We start from the raw sequence: 17,436 nt of genomic DNA on the forward strand, positions 1-17,436 counted from the left end.
TATTGGTTCCATTATTTGAAAGTTGAATAACGAGAATCAATTTTTGGTATGAAACTTTCGTTGATAAGAGTGGTAACTGGTTGTTTAATGCAAACCATTATCATTACCAATCACATATAAGAATGAATATCATGTCTGAGAGATCTCTTTTGATTCGCAAACCTCTTTTGGTTCGTAAACCCCTTTCGATCGCAGTCGCTGTTATTTGTACCTCACTTTCGGCTAACGTGTTGGCGCAAGAAGAAGCGCAAGCAACAGATGAGCAAATGGTTGTTACGGCAACTCGTACTGAAATGGCACTAAAACAAGTGCCGGCTTCAATGTCAGTGATCACCGCTCAAGACATTGAAGACAGCCCTGGTATTACCTTGGCTGACATCGTTGCAGAATCAACCAGTGTCGAATCTGACTTTGATAGCACACGTGCTGGCCGTCAGATGATCTCTATTCGTGGTATGGATTCAGATTACACGCTTATCATGGTGAATGGCCGTCGTCTAAGCTCGGCGAGTGCCATCATCCGAGGTAACGACTTCGACCTATCGACCATTCCTGCTGATTCAATTGAACGTGTTGAAATTATCCGCGGCCCAATGTCTGCACTTTATGGTTCAGATGGCATGGGTGGCACAATCAACATCATCACCAAGGCTCCTGAAAATGATTGGAGCTCGACGTTAAGCATGGACACTTCATCGCCGTTAGACGGTGATGGTGGAGAAGAGTATTCGATGGGCTTCACAACATCAGGCGCGTTAATTGAAGACGAATTGTTTGCTCGCCTATCTGTTAACCAAACTAGCCGTGATGCTTGGAAACCCTATTCTGGTACGCATAGCTCTGGTTACGATCGTTCAGACATTACTGCGTTAGAAGAAAGAGAGACATTAAGCTTACTCGCGAGCCTCACATGGAATGCAACAGACAACCAAACCATCGATTTCGATTTTGGCTACAGTGACGACGAACGTGAATCATCTGCAGAAAACGTATCGTCTGTGATCGAGTCTGACACACGAGTAGTGCGTCAGAGCCAAGCGATTACGCACAGTGGCTTTTGGAGCTGGGGTGATACACAAGTTCGCTACTCACGCGAAAATGTGACTGACAACGACGCTGCGGATTCTGATACCACCTACAGCAGTGACGTAGAAGAGTTAACTCAGATCGTAGAAGCGTCGGCGACGACTTATCTGGGTGATAATCACACGCTTACGTTTGGTATGGACTACCAATTAAGTGAACTAACCAACAAAGAAAACTTGGTCAATGACACATCAGAAGCGTATCAAGGTGCGTTATTTATTCAAGACCAATGGCTGATGACTGATCAACTAACAGCAACCATCGGCGGTCGTTTAGATAAGCACGAGCAGTACGGTGAAGAGTTCAGCCCACGTGTGTACTTGGTTCATCAAACAACGAATGACCTGATCATCAAGGGTGGTGTGGGTAAAGCATTTAAAGCTCCAACTTTGACTCAAAACCAAGCCGACTACACAGTTAACAGTTGTAAAGGTGCTTGTGATTTATATGGCAATGAAGACCTGAAGCCTGAAACGAGCTGGAACTATGAGATTGCGGCGATATACAGCCAACCTCGTTGGAACGTTGAAGGTGCCTTGTTCCGCAATGAAATCAACGACCTTATTGATCGTGACGAAACCTACTGCGAGAACGGCGGAATGTTTGAATCGGGTAAAGGGTGTGCCGATAGTTCTAGCTCAACTGGCTATGTGAAAGGCAAACGTACTTATACCAATGTGTCTGAGGCCGTGGTTCAAGGTGCTGAGCTTACTGGCCAATTCCAAATAACGGATGAATGGGGCGTGTCTGGTAACTACACTTTCTTAGACACTGAAGATAAGTCTACTGGTGAAGAACTGCTTGAGCGTTACAAGCACTCGGGTTTAGTTAAACTGAACTGGAGCCCAACTTACGACCTGAACACCTTTGTTAGTGCGCGTTACCGAGGTGAGCGTAATATCGAAACTGATTTGACTCAAGAAGCCTATACTACGCTTAATATTGGTGGGGTATACAACATTAATGATTCGGTTAGAGTACGCGCAGGCATTACTAACTTGACTGACGAAGCGGTATCACAAGAGCTAGAGAGCATGGGTTATGTTGAAGAGCCACGTACTTACTACGTAGGTATGACAGCGGACTTCTAATTTAGAGTTCAGTAACCGATAGCTTGATACAAAAGAACCCACACTGGCTGGATGATCGATAAAGAGTACGGCGAGTGTGGGTTCTTTTTTGTCTGTGTTTGAATCTGGCTAATTCGTTTTGTATCGACTGACCTAGATTTTTACACAAGCGATCAGAGCATTACCTGATTTGGTATCCCAAGGCAGCAGTTTGTCATAATCGTGCTCGAAGATATTAACCTCGAAGTAGGGCTTCAATATCTCGATTAGCTCTTTAAACGAGAATGCCACCATCGGGTGTTCATCATTCCACACTTGAGTTTCACCAGCAGTCGTTTTTTCGATACTGAGTTTTAACGCCTGCTTGTCACCCTTGCCAGAGTAATACCAGCCTGAGCTGAACGTGAAATCATCTTGTTCAAGATTGGTGGTGTGTCGAACAAAAAGATCATTGCTGATCTTGTCTTTATCCACCACATTAAAACAAAAAATCCCCTCTGGTTTTAAAGCGCGATGTACGCTCTCAACACATTCTTTGAGCTTCTCGAAACCATCGTTGTAATGGATTGAGTATAAGAAGCAGGTGATCAAATCCAGAGGTTCCGCCACTTCAAAACTGCTCATGTTTTGCTCTGAGAAATTGGCTTCGGGGCAGCGAGCCTGAGCGATATCTAGCATTGGCGAGTTGAGATCGAGTCCATTGCTTTGGTAACCAAAATCGATAAAGTGACGAACGTGTGGACCAGTGCCACAAGCTAAGTCGAGGTGAGTCTTTCCACCATTTCCGAAAATTTGATGTAGCCTACGTACGCAGTTACTTTGCGCTTGATAGTCAATATCAACACACATTAAATCGTAGTAACCGGATAGGTCGGTATAAAGTGCGTTGGAAGAAATAGTAGCTGACATATTGGCGGACATAAGTGCCTACAGCGTTAGCTGATATAATGAGGGTGGCGCATCATATACCGAAATGTCGAAATCGCAATCAAATATTCGATCAAGTTATGTGCTTTCATTCTCGGTGGCTGTACTTTAATTATGTGTGGCTGTGCTCAATTTGTACGGTTAGCCGACTCATTTAGCGCAAGCTTAAAAAGGCGGTGGATTATGAGAGAGAACTGGTGGGTTATGCAGGAGAGCCAGAGGAACATGAAGGTGAACAGGGAACTGCGATCAAGCTAGTGCTTCATAGCAAACCACATCATCGTTGATCGAGACTTGATTTTTACCATTCGCTTTCGCACGATATAGTGCATCATCGGTAACACGAATCAGTGTATCAATGGTGTTGGCAGAGTGGCACAAGCACTGGTTGGTAACGCCAATACTCACGCTCGTTGTAAAAGCGCGGCGATTAATACCAAAGAAGGTATGTTGATTGAAGGTGTGGCAGATTCGTTCGCTGATGATTTTGGTATGGGCCGATTTCGCTTTTGGAATGAACACAATAAACTCCTCGCCACCCCAACGTCCAACTACGCCACCTAACAACTCAATGTGAGCTTTAATTGTGTCTGCTAAGTGCCTAATCACCGTGTCACCCACTGTATGCCCAAATCGATCGTTAATCGATTTGAAGTCATCAATATCAATCAACAGACATGACATCTCCATATGCTGATTTACCGGCTTCTTGAGCCAATCGTAAATAGCACGACGATTGAACACATGCGTTAAGTCATCATGCATCGCTCGATGCAGCAACTCCCTTTCTAGTAATACTTTATCGGTGACTTCTTCAAGGATCACTTGTATCGCGTCTTCACCTTCCCAGTTAATCACGTTGTCATAGAGGTTGAAGTATTTGTGGGTGCCATCAAAGCATTGGTTAGACACCACGGAACTAAAGTTGGGTGTATTGCCATTGAGAATGTTCTCGCAGCGTCTGATGGCCGTTGAACGCTGATCTTCAGGTACGATGGATAGGATAGAGTCCATCGCAAGCACTTGCTCTATTGAGTCTGCACCTTGTTGTTCTACCCATGCTTGGTTGACCATTAAAGGTTTGAAGTTTCTATGGATCAGGATCCCTTGTTTCGATGTATTAAGTAGCTTGCGATACATACGATCCGTTTCGTTACGTTTGCGCTGAGCTTCGACTACGGATGTGATGTCGATGATAGTGACTTGGAGGGCAGGTTTACTATTGAGTTCAATAATGTGTGATAGGCAAAAGATAGAGATGTTGCGGCCATTGGCTGGAATATCGGTGTACAACTTTCCTTTTTTTAGTTTGCCTTTTATGGCCTCTAAGTAACGTTTCTTGGCTAGCTCTTGGTAACTGTCAGGAACTAACGCATAAACAAATTCAACGTTCAATAACAGCTCTTCACGGGTTCGGTAACCAAAGATCTGAGCGATTTCGTTGTCGACATCAATAATTCGGTGATTTTGCAGTGTCATGCGCCCTTGCGCGGAATCGAAGTTCTGGCAGGGTGTCGTGGTGGTTAAATCTAATTGAATGCTCATATCGACCTGGCTACTTATTCGTTAAATTGAAACAGGTGTTGTTCCTCGGTGTAGTGACCACACAGGCATTGTGGAACACTTTTATGAAGAGACTAGATAAGAAAAATATGCTATCTAGGTAAGGTCAGTATGGCATTTATAATTTCATGATTAATCAGTAATTTTACTGATTCAAACCGAGTTCTTGAAAAGGAAACAATCAGGAAAGCAGGCCAGTAAATAAAGCCAAATCACTCAAGCTAAATAAGCGAACTAAACAAGGAGAGTTGAGGTAATGAAACCAGAAATAAAAGCACAGGATTCAATGGGAAACGGAACAGCATTGGAAAGCCGCACATCAATAGAAATTAAGCTTGATGACTTGTCGGGTGGGGAAGTCGTTGAATTGCTTGAAGAACACCTTACCGATATGTATGCCACGTCACCAGCTGAAAGCGTTCATGCATTGGATCTGGATGGACTTAAGTCGCCAGAAATTACCTTTTTCAGCGCTTGGAAAGACAACCAACTGCTTGGGTGTGTTGCCATTAAAGAGTTAAATACCCAACACGCTGAACTCAAATCAATGAGAACCTCACAGTTTGCTCGAAAGTCAGGTGTTGCGAGCCAACTTTTACAACACGTATTAGATACAGCGGCCATTCGCCAGTATCAAACAATCAGTTTAGAAACCGGCTCAGAAGACTACTTTAAGGCCGCGCGTAACCTGTATGAAAAGTTTGGCTTCGGATACTGTGAACCCTTTGCTGACTATGTGTTGGACCCGCACAGCAAATTTATGAGTATTGAATTGCGGTAGATGAGGTAGATGAGGTAGATGCGGTCGAAATGTAGATGGAAGTAAAAGAGAGATTCCCTATCACACTCGTTCCTCACTGAAGGGAATGGCGGGCGGGGTGTATCTCTACGTAGAAAATGACACGGTTGTAGTTCCTCGTTGTTAAGAGTGAGGTGGTTTTAGCACCTCACAGTCGGAAGTGACGTGCACAACATTGACTTGATTCCCCTGCGTCATTCCAGAACCGAGGGACGAGGTATGTGGAACCTCTAATCTCAAAGAGAGATTCCCTATCACACTCGTTCCTCACTGAAGGGAATGACGGGCGGGGGGATCTCTACGTAGAAAGTGACACGGTTGTAGTTCCTCGTTGTTAAGAGTGAGGTGGTTTTAGCACCTCACAGTCGGAAGTGACGTGCACAACATTGACTTGATTCCCCAGCGTCATTCCAGAACCGAGGGACGAGGTATGTGGAATCTCTAACCGCAAAGCGAGATTCCCTATAACGCTCGTCCCTCGCTTTAGGGAATGACGAATATCTGGCATCAATGACTAATAGTTAAAGCGTTAGCGTGTTTCTAGTTCTGCAAATATCGCTTCTGCATCCACAACGCTGCCTGAGATCGAAAGGGTACTGAAAGGAACCAGATCTTCTGGGCTTGATGGCTTTTTAACAAGCAGCTCTGGGTAGATTTTTGATTCACCCATTAACATCGCCTTTAGCTCTTTTACCGATAAATCAGGATAGCGCGACCACACCAACGCAGCGACGCCAGAAACGACAGGCGCAGCCATACTTGTGCCACTTTTCAAACCGTAAGTATTCCCCGGTGTGGTTGACAGAATTCGATATCCCGGTGCAAATACATCAACCGATTTCTGACCGAAATTACTGAAGCTCGCCACTAACGTTTCGTCGGCGTATTTCGCTGATGCGCCCACATCTAACCACGTTGAAATAGGCTTCGAGCTGTAGTGCTTAGCGTAGCGGTTTGGAAAGCTTGGTTTGATGTCGTTATCGTTGCGGCTGTTACCTGCAGAGTGAACGATCAACACGCCTTTACGAGCGGCATAGCGGAATGCATGGTCGACAATGTATTTGCGTGGTGAGTAGCTTTTTCCGAAGCTCATGTTAATGATCTTCGCACCATTGTCGACGGCGTAACGCACCGCATTAGCAATATCTTTGTCTCGCTCATCGCCATTTGGCACCATACGTACTGCCATGATTTGAGCATGATCTGCCACACCTTCAATACCAATAAAATTGCCGCGCTCAGCAGCGATGATTCCAGCAACGTGTGTACCGTGTGAGCCTACAGGGCCTTTCACATCGTTGTTGCCATAGCCTTTTTCCCAAGGGTTAGAAATGTCATCCCAAACAATATCGCCACGCGTATCGAGCTCTAGGTTAAGGTGAAAATCTAGAGAGTCTTGATAGCGGCTACGACGAGATTCCAGATATTCAAAGGAGTACCATGAATCAAATACGCTCAAAAGCCCTTCAGCTGCAGTTACAATGCTCGGGTTTTCGTCATTCAATAGCGGTTGCAATCCGTTTACTGTGAAGTCTTTGTGATCGGTGAGTTCAAGGATTTCTGCTTTGTACTCATTGGCTTGGTCTGTTGCTGTTGTTACACGATTCAATGCATCTTGGTCATCTTTTAGAGACGACAAGTAATCAGATTCAACACCTTGATAGTACTTGCGTTTCTTACGCGGAATCCAATGTCCATTTTCTTTTAACTCGAGGTACTTTTTGTATTCTCTGGTAACCTCTAGTGTGTCTTGATCAACGTTAATACCTAACGAGTTACCCAGAAAGTTCCAGCCGTGGACATCATCGATGTACCCATTGCCGTCATCATCAATGCCGTTGCCTGGGATTTCGTTTTCGTTGGTCCAAAGTTTATTTTTTAGGTCTTCATGTTCAACATCCACACCCGAATCAAGAACGGCAACGATAACTGGCTGTGGCATAAGAGGGGGCATTAGGTAGTCATACACAATATCTGAACCCACGCCTTGAAGCCTTGTGTAGCTCGCCGATAAGTTAAACCAATCGCCGCGCTGTTCATCGGCGTTACTCATCATTCTCATAGAGAAGAACGAAGGTTGAATAGTTTCTCGTGAGTAATCCTCAACAATCGTGCCTTTTACATCTTGAATAAAAGGAGAGTTGATAGGTTGTGGCTCTGGGCTACTTTCGTTCAGAGTCGTAGCTGATACGTGGGTTGAAGCCATAATAGCTAGGGCTATAGTGGTAAGTCTTTGTCCGTGATTCATCTGTGGTGCATCCTTATCATTGTGCGACTAAATAGTTGTGCGACTAACGCTGACTTCTTCGAAACGAAGTGTAAAAAACACGCAGTAAGTCAGTTGAGTGAGAGGGAAATACCCGCTCAAAACGCAGTTAAAAGGTAATATGCAATCAGACTTGTATCATTCGCTTGGTCAATGAAATGGTAGGAAGATCTCACTGTGATCGATTTTTAATTCTCAAACTTTGAGCTAAATTCTATTAATAAAATCAACATTTATAAAATAAAGCTTGGAATTAAAGGTGTTTAAAATCAATTGATTGGATTGTTAATTATTGTATCTGAGAGTAGGGTGACTCGTTTCGGTTAGAGTCGAAGTGTGCGTCTGCTCCTCGTGTTTTTGTTACTCTAATGGCCAAAAATACACGAAACGTGTCATTGATAAACAACAGAGTCACTTGTTAACAATCTGATTAATTGGCAGTATTGTGTCAATTATTACCGTCACTACTTTTACAGACCTTTTTCCATGACGACTTATTTTGCTGGTTTTTCCCTTGGGCTTTCGCTGATTCTTGCAATCGGTTCTCAAAATGCATTTGTTTTAAAGCAAGGGCTTAAGAATCAACACGTATTGGCAGTTTGCGCTGTATGTGCCATTTCTGATGCCTTACTAATTAGCTTCGGCGTTACAGGCTTTGGCGCAATCGTTAAACAGTTCCCACAAATTGAGCAGCTCGCTCGTTATGGTGGTGCTATCTTTTTGGGTGTCTACTCATTCTTAAGCTTCCGTTCAGCATTTACTGAAACCCACGCCTTAGAAGCCACTGCTGAAACCAAAGACTCGCTAACCAAAGCGATTGCGATGTGTTTGGCGTTTACTTGGCTTAATCCGCATGTGTATTTGGATACTGTGGTATTGCTGGGTTCTATCTCAACGCAATATCAACCTAATCAAATGTTGTTTGGCGCTGGTGCAGTATCGGCGTCGTTTGTGTTCTTCTTTTCACTTGGATATGGCGCACGCTTCTTGGCTCCAATGTTTAAGAACCCGAGAGCGTGGAAGGTGTTGGAGTTTGTCGTTGGCGTGATCATGGCATCTATTGCAATATCTTTGATCGTCTAGCCGCTCGTAATTAGGCATTCAAACATATTATCTAAAGTTCCTACCTAAAGTGACGACTTAAAGTGACTGCCTTTAGTTGCCTTCGTATTTAATTATTTCCACAAAAATAGAATTATTTTTCGTCTTTCGGTTTTGGCGTTCGTCTTAGGGGTACAAATACAAATTAATGACCTAATTCGGAGTCAACCATGATTAAACTTGTTAGCTTTAAAAACTGCCCATTCGTTCAACGTGTAATGGGTGCTTTAGTAATCAAAAATGTCCCATTTGAAATTGAATACATTGAGCTAAATAATAAACCTCAATGGTTCCTAGATATTTCGCCAAACGGACAAGTGCCAGTATTGATTACAGAAAATGACACAGTTCTGTTTGAGTCAGATGCAATTGTTGAATACTTAGACGATAAATATGCGCCGATAGAAGAGGTGTCTGCAGAGCAAAAAGCACTAGATCGCGCTTGGTCTTATCAGGCAAGCAAACATTACATGCCGCAATGTGGAACGATGGGCAGTAAAGATAAAGAAACCTTTGAGACACGTTTAGCGAATCTTCAAAAATCCTTCCAAAAGGCCGAGAACAAGCTGGGTGACAGCGACTTCTTTAAAGGCGATTACATCTCTAACGTCGACATCGCTTGGCTACCACTGTTACACCGAGCATCAGTGATTAAAGAAGGCTCCGGTTTTGATATGCTTGAAGGCTTTCCGAAAGTACAGAAGTGGCAAGCGGCGCTGATTGAATCTGGCTTGACCGATAAAACCGTTCCTGCGGACTTTATTGAGAAGTTCAGCGGCTTTTATTTAACGAATAACTATTTGGCTAGTCTCGCTGAAGCTCGTTAATAATATGAATCAAATTGAAATATATTTTAACAGCAGGCCGTTCTAAATAAATGCCCTCCCAAAATTAAACTCATTATTCTCTTTATATCTTTTATTGGAAAAAGAGAGGAGCAGGATGAGTTTTTATATTTAGGCGTGAAGATTCAGGTTGTTTTTGAGAACGAGTAACAATTTAGTTAGTACGGTAACGACATGATTATAAATAACTTAATATTGATGATGCTCAGGTTTACTATCAGGTTTATACGTTTTTTAGTACTCGTTACTTCTCAGGAAACACATCTGTCTCATAAATAAGACTGGACTAAATATCTATGATTGTTCGTTTGATGACCTAAAAATCTTGTGGTACTTTCTCATTCGCTCCGTAAATGAACAGTGTTTTATTATTCATTGGGGGCTGCTTATTTAATTTATTTTAAACAGTAACGCAACAGGTGAAATAGTGTCGGAAACTATTGGCTGTTGATCAACGTTACTGTAGGACAGACAAAAAAAGGGTATTTTCATGCTTAAATCATCATTTCTATTGGGCCTAGTTGGCTTAGTTTCACTTCCTACATTTGCTGCTGGTATCGAGGGTGGTCCATACATTGGCGCTGGCCTTGGCGTGTATCAAGACTCAGACACTGATGGCGCAGGTAATTTAGATGCTGAAAGCATGGGATATAGCCTTTACGGTGGTTACCAATTTAACCGCATTGTAGGTATCGAACTTGGTTACACAGATTATGCTGATTACGAAAAATTTGGCACTAAGGTACTTTCACCAACATCTTTCTCTGTTGCGGCAAATTTGGGTTACACGTTTGATAATTCAATTCGTCCGTTTGTAACCGCAGGCCTTAGCTACGTTGATCTAAACTCTAAGGGCTCTAGTTACATTGATGATGATTCTGGTGCAGGCTTCCATTTTGGTATAGGTGTTGAATACACGCCAGTAGAAAACCTAACCTTACGTTTAATCTCGCAAGCAGATGCAGTAAATATCGAATTCTTCGGCCCTAATGGTAATAGACTGGCAAGCCGCGATGTCGCGTTTAGCACAGTAACACTGGGTGCTTCGTACAATTTTTAATGACCTCTGTGAAATAACTTACAGCTAATGTCATGGACACCTATAACCGCTCTAACGTAGAGCGGTTTTTTATGTCAAAAATAACGATTGCTCACGCTGTGGGCGGAGTTGGTCCAAAGCCTGAAATTAGTTGGTTTTCACAAGCTTATAAAAGGGAATTATGTCGACTATTTTGGTAGATTAAAGGTATTACCGACTTCCAGTGAGCAGCAATGAAGATTCTTCACACGTCCGATTGGCATCTTGGCCAAAACTTCTACAATAAAAGCCGTAAGAATGAACATGAACGGTTTTTACAATGGTTACTTGAGCAAGTTACAGAGCACGACATTGACGCGATCATTGTTGCTGGCGACATTTTCGATACCAGTACACCGCCGAGTTACGCTCGTGAGATGTATAACAAGTTCGTGGTCGATTCGAACAAGGTCGGCTGTCAATTGGTGTTGTTAGGTGGAAATCACGATTCGGTGTCTGTGCTTAAAGAGACACAACAGCTGCTCAAATACATGGGCGCAGACGTGATTCCTAATACCAATGAAGATCATGCGACTCAGGTTGTTGAACTAAAAGGCAAGAACGGCGATGTAGAAGCGCTGGTTTGTGCCATTCCTTTTATTCGCCCTCGTGATGTGTTGACCAGCCAGGCGGGCGTCACAGGCGTTGAGCGTCAGAAGCAACTCGGCGATGCTATCAAACAGCATTATCAAAGTGTCTATGACGCCGCTGTTGCAAAACGTGCGACGTTTGATAACAGCGAGCACATGCCGATTATCGCTACCGGTCATTTAACGGCGATGGGTGTCCAACAATCGGATTCGGTACGCGATATCTATGTTGGCAACCTTGATGGTTTTGCCGCTGATGGCTTCCCAGACGCAGATTATATTGCACTTGGTCACATCCATCGCCCACAAGTGGTGGCAAAGCGTGAATACATTCGTTACTGCGGCTCACCAATCCCATTAAGCTTTGATGAACTTAAATCTCAAAAGCAGGTATGTGTGGTTGAGTTTGTTGAGGGCGAGCGCACCATTTCTCAATTGCCAGTTCCAACGTTCCAACCCCTAGCTGAAATCAAAGGCGACTTGAGCGAGATCGAATCTCAGCTGAACCAATACATAGGTTTAGATAGCGAACAAAGCGTGTGGTTATCGATAGAAGTGCAAGCGCAAGATTACTTATCGGATCTTCAAGAACGTATGCGCGCACTAACCGAAGGATTGAACGTTGAAGTGCTGCAACTGCGCCGAGCAAGAGAACGCCGTAACCAAGCTTTAGAGCAAGAGTCGGCAGAAACGCTGTCTGAATTGAGCCCGATGGACGTGTTTACGAAGCGTATTGCCTTAGAAGAATTTGAAACCGATTCTGAAAAAGCGCGTTTAGAGCGCATGACGGTGAAGTTTAAACAAGTGATGGTTGAAGTGTCTGAGAGCGCTCAAGCGCCAAACAAAGTAGAAGAGTAACCAGTATGAAGATTTTAAGCCTAGAATTTGAAAACCTGAACTCTTTGAAAGGGCGTTGGAAGCTCGATTTTACCCAATCACCGTTTGCGGAAAATGGCCTGTTCGCGATTACTGGTCCAACAGGGGCGGGTAAAACCACCATTCTTGACGCGATTTGTTTGGCATTGTTCCACCGCACACCGCGTTTGAAGAGCATTGCCAAAGGCAACAATGAATTAATGACACGTGGCACGGGTGAGTGTTTTGCTGAACTGGAATTTGAAGTGCAGGGCAAAACCTACCGCTCGAACTTCCATCAAAAGCGTGCTCGCGGAAAACACGATGGCGCATTACAAACGCCAACGTGTGAGTTTGCTGATGCGGACACCGACAAAGTTTTAGAAACTATGTTGACCAAGAAAACCAAGTTGGTGGAGCAGGTAACAGGGCTCGATTTTTCACGCTTCACTAAATCGATCATGCTGTCTCAGGGTGAGTTTGCGGCGTTCTTAAATGCCAATGCTAACGATCGTGCAGAGTTATTGGAAGAGTTAACAGGCACAGAAGTCTATAGCTTGATTTCAGAGCGTATCTACGATCATTTTAAGTCGAGTGAAGAGTCACTTAATCACCTTAAAGCGAAAGCAGAAGGTGTGAGCTTACTGTCTGAAGAGCAAATCAAAGAGCTAACCGCAGAACGAGAAACGCTAGAAGCCGAACAGAAGCGTTTAGCCGAGCAATTAAAAGAGTGGCAAGCGCATCTAAGCTGGTGGAAAGACGTGACCAAAGCTGAGCAAACTATTGCGACCAGTGAGCACGATCTTAAAACAGCTCAAGATGAACTAGACCGTAACCAACCGTCACTAGAGCGCTTGGCAAATAGTGAGCCGGCTGAAAAGCTGCGCCCAATGCACAAAGATTTAAAGCGTTGCGAACAAGAGGTGAACACCACTCAAGTTCACTTAGATAACAGCACCAAGTTACTTGCTGTCCGTGATGTAGAGAAGCAAGACGCGCAAACTAAACTGACTCAAAGCAGTGCGATTGTCGAACAGGTTAAAACCGAGCAACAAGAACAAGAGAAGATCATCGATCTTGTCCGTCCGCTAGATAACCAAATTGCCGTACTCAAAGATAAGCAAACTGCGGCCGTTAATGCAGCAAATACGCTAAACGAGCAACATACGCAGCAGCGTAATCAACAAGTCGTTTTAGTCCAAAAAACAGATGCACTGAAGCAACAAGATCAACTCAGCACTGAGTATTTAAATACACATCAAGCTGACCAATATCTGGAAAAATACCTAGGTCAATGGCAAGCCAAAGTTGAGCAAGTTCGTACTTTAGAGCGTCAACATGCAGAACAACTAAACTCAGCGAAGCAAGCTTTGTGTGCGGTTGATGCACAGCAAACGATCATCAAATCTGCGCAAGACGCTAAAGCAACGCAAGATAAGACCTTAGCTGAATTGGTTGTGCTAGAGAGTAGTGCAAAACAACAGTGGGAAGCATTGCAAGGCAACACCAGCGAACAAGTGTTGAATGCGCAAAAAGATCTGTTGGAGTTTTGGAATCGCAATACCTACTCATTACTTGAGATCAATCGTGGTTTCCTAAATGCCCAGCAACAGCTGCATGCAAAAACACAGGCACATCAGACCAACATCCAATTGGTCGACAAGCTTTCGAAAGAACGTGAAGTGTTAGTCGAGCGATATAAAGAGAAAGAGACTTCGCTTGAGCGATTAACGCGTTTGATTGATCAAGAAGGCGAATTAGCAAAATACCGTGCAGCTCTAGAATCTGGATCTGAATGCCCGCTATGTGGTTCAACAGACCATTCGATTGAACAGTCGCAAGACACTGCAAATTTGGTTGCTCAAAAAGAAACGGAAAACCTAGAGCTAACAGCTATCAAAAAAGAAGGCCAAGAGCATCGTCAGCAGTTAGATTCTCTTGCCCCTATGATTGCAGCGCTTAACGATGACATTCAACGTGCACAAGCGGATATTCAGCAGGCTCAAATGAATTGGCAAGGCGTTGTCGGCAAGCTTCAACAGAGCTTATCGGATTTCGTTGGCACTGCTCCTGAATTGGCACTGCTAACGATTAACGATCTCGGCAATGAAGCTACTGTCGCGACCTTTGCTCAGCAGTGTGAACTTCAACTAAGTCAGAGCTCGCAGCAACTCAAAGCGTTGGCTGATGCGAAAGCACACTATGCTGAAGCTGAGAAACAACGCTTGTCTGCAAGTGTTATGGCTGACAAGGCGCAGTCTAATCTCGAGTTGGCCGAGCAACGCTTAGCGGATCTGAATAAGCAAAATCACAGCACGAACGAACAAGTGGCTCAGATAGCTCTAGCAAAAGAGCAGCAATGGAACTCTCTGAAAGAGAGCATGGTTCAAACGGCTATCGAAGCGCCTGAACTTGAACATATCGATGATTGGTTTACTGCGAAATCACAGGCATCAAGCATGTGGCAGCAAACTAAACAACAACAGGCCGATATTGAGAAGCAGCTGATCACTCAAAATGCCGAATTGAAAACCTTAGATGACAAGCTAAGCAGTGTTGAGAAAGAGCTCGCGACACTGAAGCAAGAGAGTGAGTCTCTAGTGTTAGAGCTGACTCGTGTAACGGCTGAAAGAACAGAGCTGTTTGGTGACAAAGATATTCAAGCCACCAGCAATGCGATGAAGCAAAAAGTCACCGAAGCGGTAAATGCATTTGATGCCGCGCAGTTGGTGCTTAACCGTTGTGAACTTGAACATCGAACTGAGCAAACCAAACACACTGGTTTCTCGGACGAGTTAGTCAGTAAGCAATCGAGCTACATACAAGCGTCGAATGCTTGGTTAGTAGCGCTGAAAACCAGCCCATTCGAAGGTGAGGCTGATTTTGAAGCAGCATTGTTGGATGAAGAGGTTAGAACTCAACTTCAAAGCCTGAAGAAGTCTTTAGACGAAGCGATTGTCAGTGCACAAGCTAGGTTGAACACCGCCAAAGTGACGCAAGTGGAGCTACAAAACCACGCAAATGCTAAAGCATGGCAAGAGCAAGACCAACAGCAAGTTGAAGAAGCGACTACTGAATGCCAAAACGCACAACAAAGCCATGCGACAAAGATCGGTGCAATTTCTGCCAATCTTGAAACGGATAGCCAGAACCGAAGTAATCAGCAAGATCTGTTTAAGCAAATAGACGAGCAACAGGTCGAGTTTGATGACATCTCACGTCTGAATTCACTTATTGGCTCAAAGAACGGCGACAAGTTCCGTAAGTTTGCTCAAGGTCTAACACTGGAAAACTTGGTGTACTTGGCGAACAAACAACTACAACGTTTGCATGGTCGATACGAACTTAAACGTAAAGCCGATGATGGCTTAGAACTGCAAGTGCTCGACACATGGCAGGGCGATGTGATGCGTGACACCAAAACCTTATCCGGTGGCGAAAGCTTTTTGGTGAGCTTGGCGTTGGCATTAGCGCTTTCTGATCTTGTGAGTTACAAAACCAGTATTGATTCTTTGTTCTTGGATGAAGGTTTCGGCACGTTGGATAGTGACACCTTAGACATTGCTTTAAACGCGCTCGATAACTTGAATGCATCAGGCAAGATGATCGGCGTAATCAGCCACGTTGAAGCACTGAAAGAGCGTGTGCCCGTTCAGCTTAAAGTAACAAAGCATTCAGGCCTTGGTGTGAGTGAGATGGAGAAGCAGTACAAGGTTGTTGCTTAGGTTCTAGCTATATTCCATCAGCGCAGAAATAGAAACAGAGCTGGGTTAAGCAGATCCCCGATTCAGTCGTTCCTCCTTCTCGAGGATGACGGAGTTTCGGGGGGCTGTTATCAATCACTCCGCCGTCACGTTCTGCAGTAAAGAACGATTAGAGTAGCTGCCGCTATTCCCTAAAATGAGGCGCGAGCGTAACGGGGAATCTGAGTTTGTTGGTATTGCCTTCGTCACTCCCTAGAGCGAGGAATGAACCTAATAGAGAATCTCTAGTAGACGCAGGAAGTGGACTCATCAAAAAGGAAACGGCCATGCACAAGAAGTCTCATTTACCAACTAAGACATGTCCTATTTGCCAAAAGCCTTTCTCATGGCGTAAAAAGTGGCAGCGCTGTTGGGATGACGTGATCTACTGTTCTGAACGTTGTCGTCGTCATAAGCCAACTTTGGCGTAATTTCTGTTCGTTTTTAGAACACGTTAATAGTTTCGTCATTCATTTCTTAAGTTAATATTTCTATCTGTAAGACAACTAATGTATAAAGGCGGCATGAAGATACCTAAAAGAATACAGCCCTTAGTTGACGATGGTTTAGTCGACGAGGTGACAAGCCAATTAATGAGTGGCAAAGAAGCTTCAGTGTACATAGTACGCTGCGGCGATACGATCCGTTGTGCCAAGGTATATAAGGAAATAAGCCAGCGCAGCTTTAAAAAAGCAACGGCGTATCGTGAAGGACGAAAAGTCCGAAACAGTCGCCGTGCCAGAGCGATGGAAAAAGGCTCTGGTTTTGGTCGAGAACAGCAAGAAAAAGTGTGGCAAAGCGCTGAAGTGGATGCCTTGTATAAACTGGCCGAAGCGGGTGTTCGTGTGCCTGTGCCTTATGGCTGTTTTGATGGTGTGCTGCTTATGGAGCTAGTCACTGATGATGACGGTTATGTGGCTCCTAGATTGAACGATGTTGTGATGCCACCAGAACAAGCGATTGAAGATCATGCGGTGATGATGACTTACGTGGTTAAAATGCTTTGCGTTGGTTTGATCCATGGTGACTTGTCTGAGTTTAACGTATTGGTTGATGAATACGGCCCGGTGATTATCGATCTACCGCAAGCTGTCGACGCTTCGGCTAATAACAACGCTGAGTGGATGTTGGCTCGTGACATCAATAACATCCGTGATTATTACGCTCAATTTGCCCCTGAATTGGCGAAAACCGAGTATGCCAAGGAAATGTGGGCGCTGTACGAGAAAGGCGACTTAAAGCCAGACAGCAAGCTGACGGGCGAGTTTACAGAAACTGACGATTTGGCAGACATCGAAGCCATTATGCAAGAGATAGACGCTGCGCGAATTGAAGAACAACACCGACGCGAGCGTGTTAAAGAAGAAAAAGAAGGTGTAGACGACAGCAAGTTCAATTGGGCTGAGTAGTCGTGATCATCGTTTTTGATCTTTCGTTAAATGTCAGTCATAACGCCTTAAAAAACTAAGACGTTCTTTCAAAAAATAATCCAATAGAGCCTCAACTCTGTTGG

12 protein-coding genes are annotated in these 17,436 nt (G+C 44.2%); 9 read left to right on the plus strand and 3 right to left on the minus strand.

The genetic code is table 11. The features are described 5' to 3' along the window. Positions 1-131 precede the first annotated feature (131 nt). Positions 132-2,177, plus strand: a complete 2,046-nt coding sequence (locus tag AACT19_RS14645) for a TonB-dependent receptor domain-containing protein (RefSeq protein WP_076646957.1) — start codon at positions 132-134, stop codon at positions 2,175-2,177. Positions 2,178-2,309: 132 nt separating this feature from the next. On the opposite strand, the gene AACT19_RS14650 is transcribed toward AACT19_RS14645, so the two are convergent. Together AACT19_RS14650 and AACT19_RS14655 are read right to left on the minus strand one after the other, a co-directional pair. Continuing rightward, positions 2,310-3,065: a class I SAM-dependent DNA methyltransferase gene (locus AACT19_RS14650; protein ID WP_076646959.1), complete on the minus strand. Its 756-nt coding sequence runs from the start codon at positions 3,063-3,065 to the stop codon at positions 2,310-2,312. Between the two features lie 267 nt (positions 3,066-3,332). Next, the gene (locus tag AACT19_RS14655) at positions 3,333-4,628 is read right to left on the minus strand and encodes a sensor domain-containing diguanylate cyclase (RefSeq protein WP_076646961.1); all 1,296 of its coding nucleotides are present in this window, start codon (positions 4,626-4,628) and stop codon (positions 3,333-3,335) included. A 274-nt stretch (positions 4,629-4,902) separates the two neighbouring features. Here AACT19_RS14655 and AACT19_RS14660 point away from each other — a divergent pair, with 274 nt between their 5' ends. Beyond that, complete coding sequence (locus AACT19_RS14660) at positions 4,903-5,427, plus strand: GNAT family N-acetyltransferase (RefSeq protein WP_076646963.1); 525 nt, start codon at positions 4,903-4,905, stop codon at positions 5,425-5,427. A gap of 547 nt (positions 5,428-5,974) precedes the next feature. Here the strand turns inward: AACT19_RS14660 and AACT19_RS14665 are convergent. Next, positions 5,975-7,693 (minus strand): S8 family peptidase, encoded by a 1,719-nt coding sequence (locus AACT19_RS14665; protein ID WP_076646965.1) that lies wholly within the window; start codon positions 7,691-7,693, stop codon positions 5,975-5,977. A gap of 504 nt (positions 7,694-8,197) precedes the next feature. Here AACT19_RS14665 and AACT19_RS14670 point away from each other — a divergent pair. The 7 genes from AACT19_RS14670 to AACT19_RS14700 all read left to right on the plus strand — a co-directional run bounded on the left by AACT19_RS14670 (position 8,198) and on the right by AACT19_RS14700 (position 17,332). Further along, complete coding sequence (locus AACT19_RS14670; RefSeq protein WP_017090253.1) at positions 8,198-8,794, plus strand: LysE/ArgO family amino acid transporter; 597 nt, start codon at positions 8,198-8,200, stop codon at positions 8,792-8,794. Positions 8,795-8,982: 188 nt separating this feature from the next. Continuing rightward, positions 8,983-9,639 (plus strand): glutathione S-transferase family protein, encoded by a 657-nt coding sequence (locus AACT19_RS14675; RefSeq protein WP_076646967.1) that lies wholly within the window; start codon positions 8,983-8,985, stop codon positions 9,637-9,639. A gap of 508 nt (positions 9,640-10,147) precedes the next feature. Further along, complete coding sequence (locus tag AACT19_RS14680) at positions 10,148-10,717, plus strand: porin family protein (protein WP_017085555.1); 570 nt, start codon at positions 10,148-10,150, stop codon at positions 10,715-10,717. Positions 10,718-10,929: 212 nt separating this feature from the next. Continuing rightward, positions 10,930-12,183, plus strand: coding sequence for an exonuclease subunit SbcD (gene sbcD / locus AACT19_RS14685; protein ID WP_076646969.1), 1,254 nt, complete (start codon positions 10,930-10,932; stop codon positions 12,181-12,183). Between the two features lie 5 nt (positions 12,184-12,188). Then, positions 12,189-15,905: an AAA family ATPase gene (locus AACT19_RS14690; RefSeq protein ID WP_076646971.1), complete on the plus strand. Its 3,717-nt coding sequence runs from the start codon at positions 12,189-12,191 to the stop codon at positions 15,903-15,905. Between the two features lie 305 nt (positions 15,906-16,210). Further along, complete coding sequence (locus tag AACT19_RS14695) at positions 16,211-16,354, plus strand: DUF2256 domain-containing protein (RefSeq protein WP_017090249.1); 144 nt, start codon at positions 16,211-16,213, stop codon at positions 16,352-16,354. 93 nt (positions 16,355-16,447) lie between these two features. Continuing rightward, positions 16,448-17,332, plus strand: coding sequence for a PA4780 family RIO1-like protein kinase (locus AACT19_RS14700; protein ID WP_029221996.1), 885 nt, complete (start codon positions 16,448-16,450; stop codon positions 17,330-17,332). The last annotated feature ends 104 nt before the right edge of the window (positions 17,333-17,436 follow it).

Origin of the sequence: Vibrio sp. 10N.222.47.A9 (assembly GCF_963872585.1) — a bacterium.
Taxonomy (GTDB): domain Bacteria; phylum Pseudomonadota; class Gammaproteobacteria; order Enterobacterales; family Vibrionaceae; genus Vibrio; species Vibrio splendidus.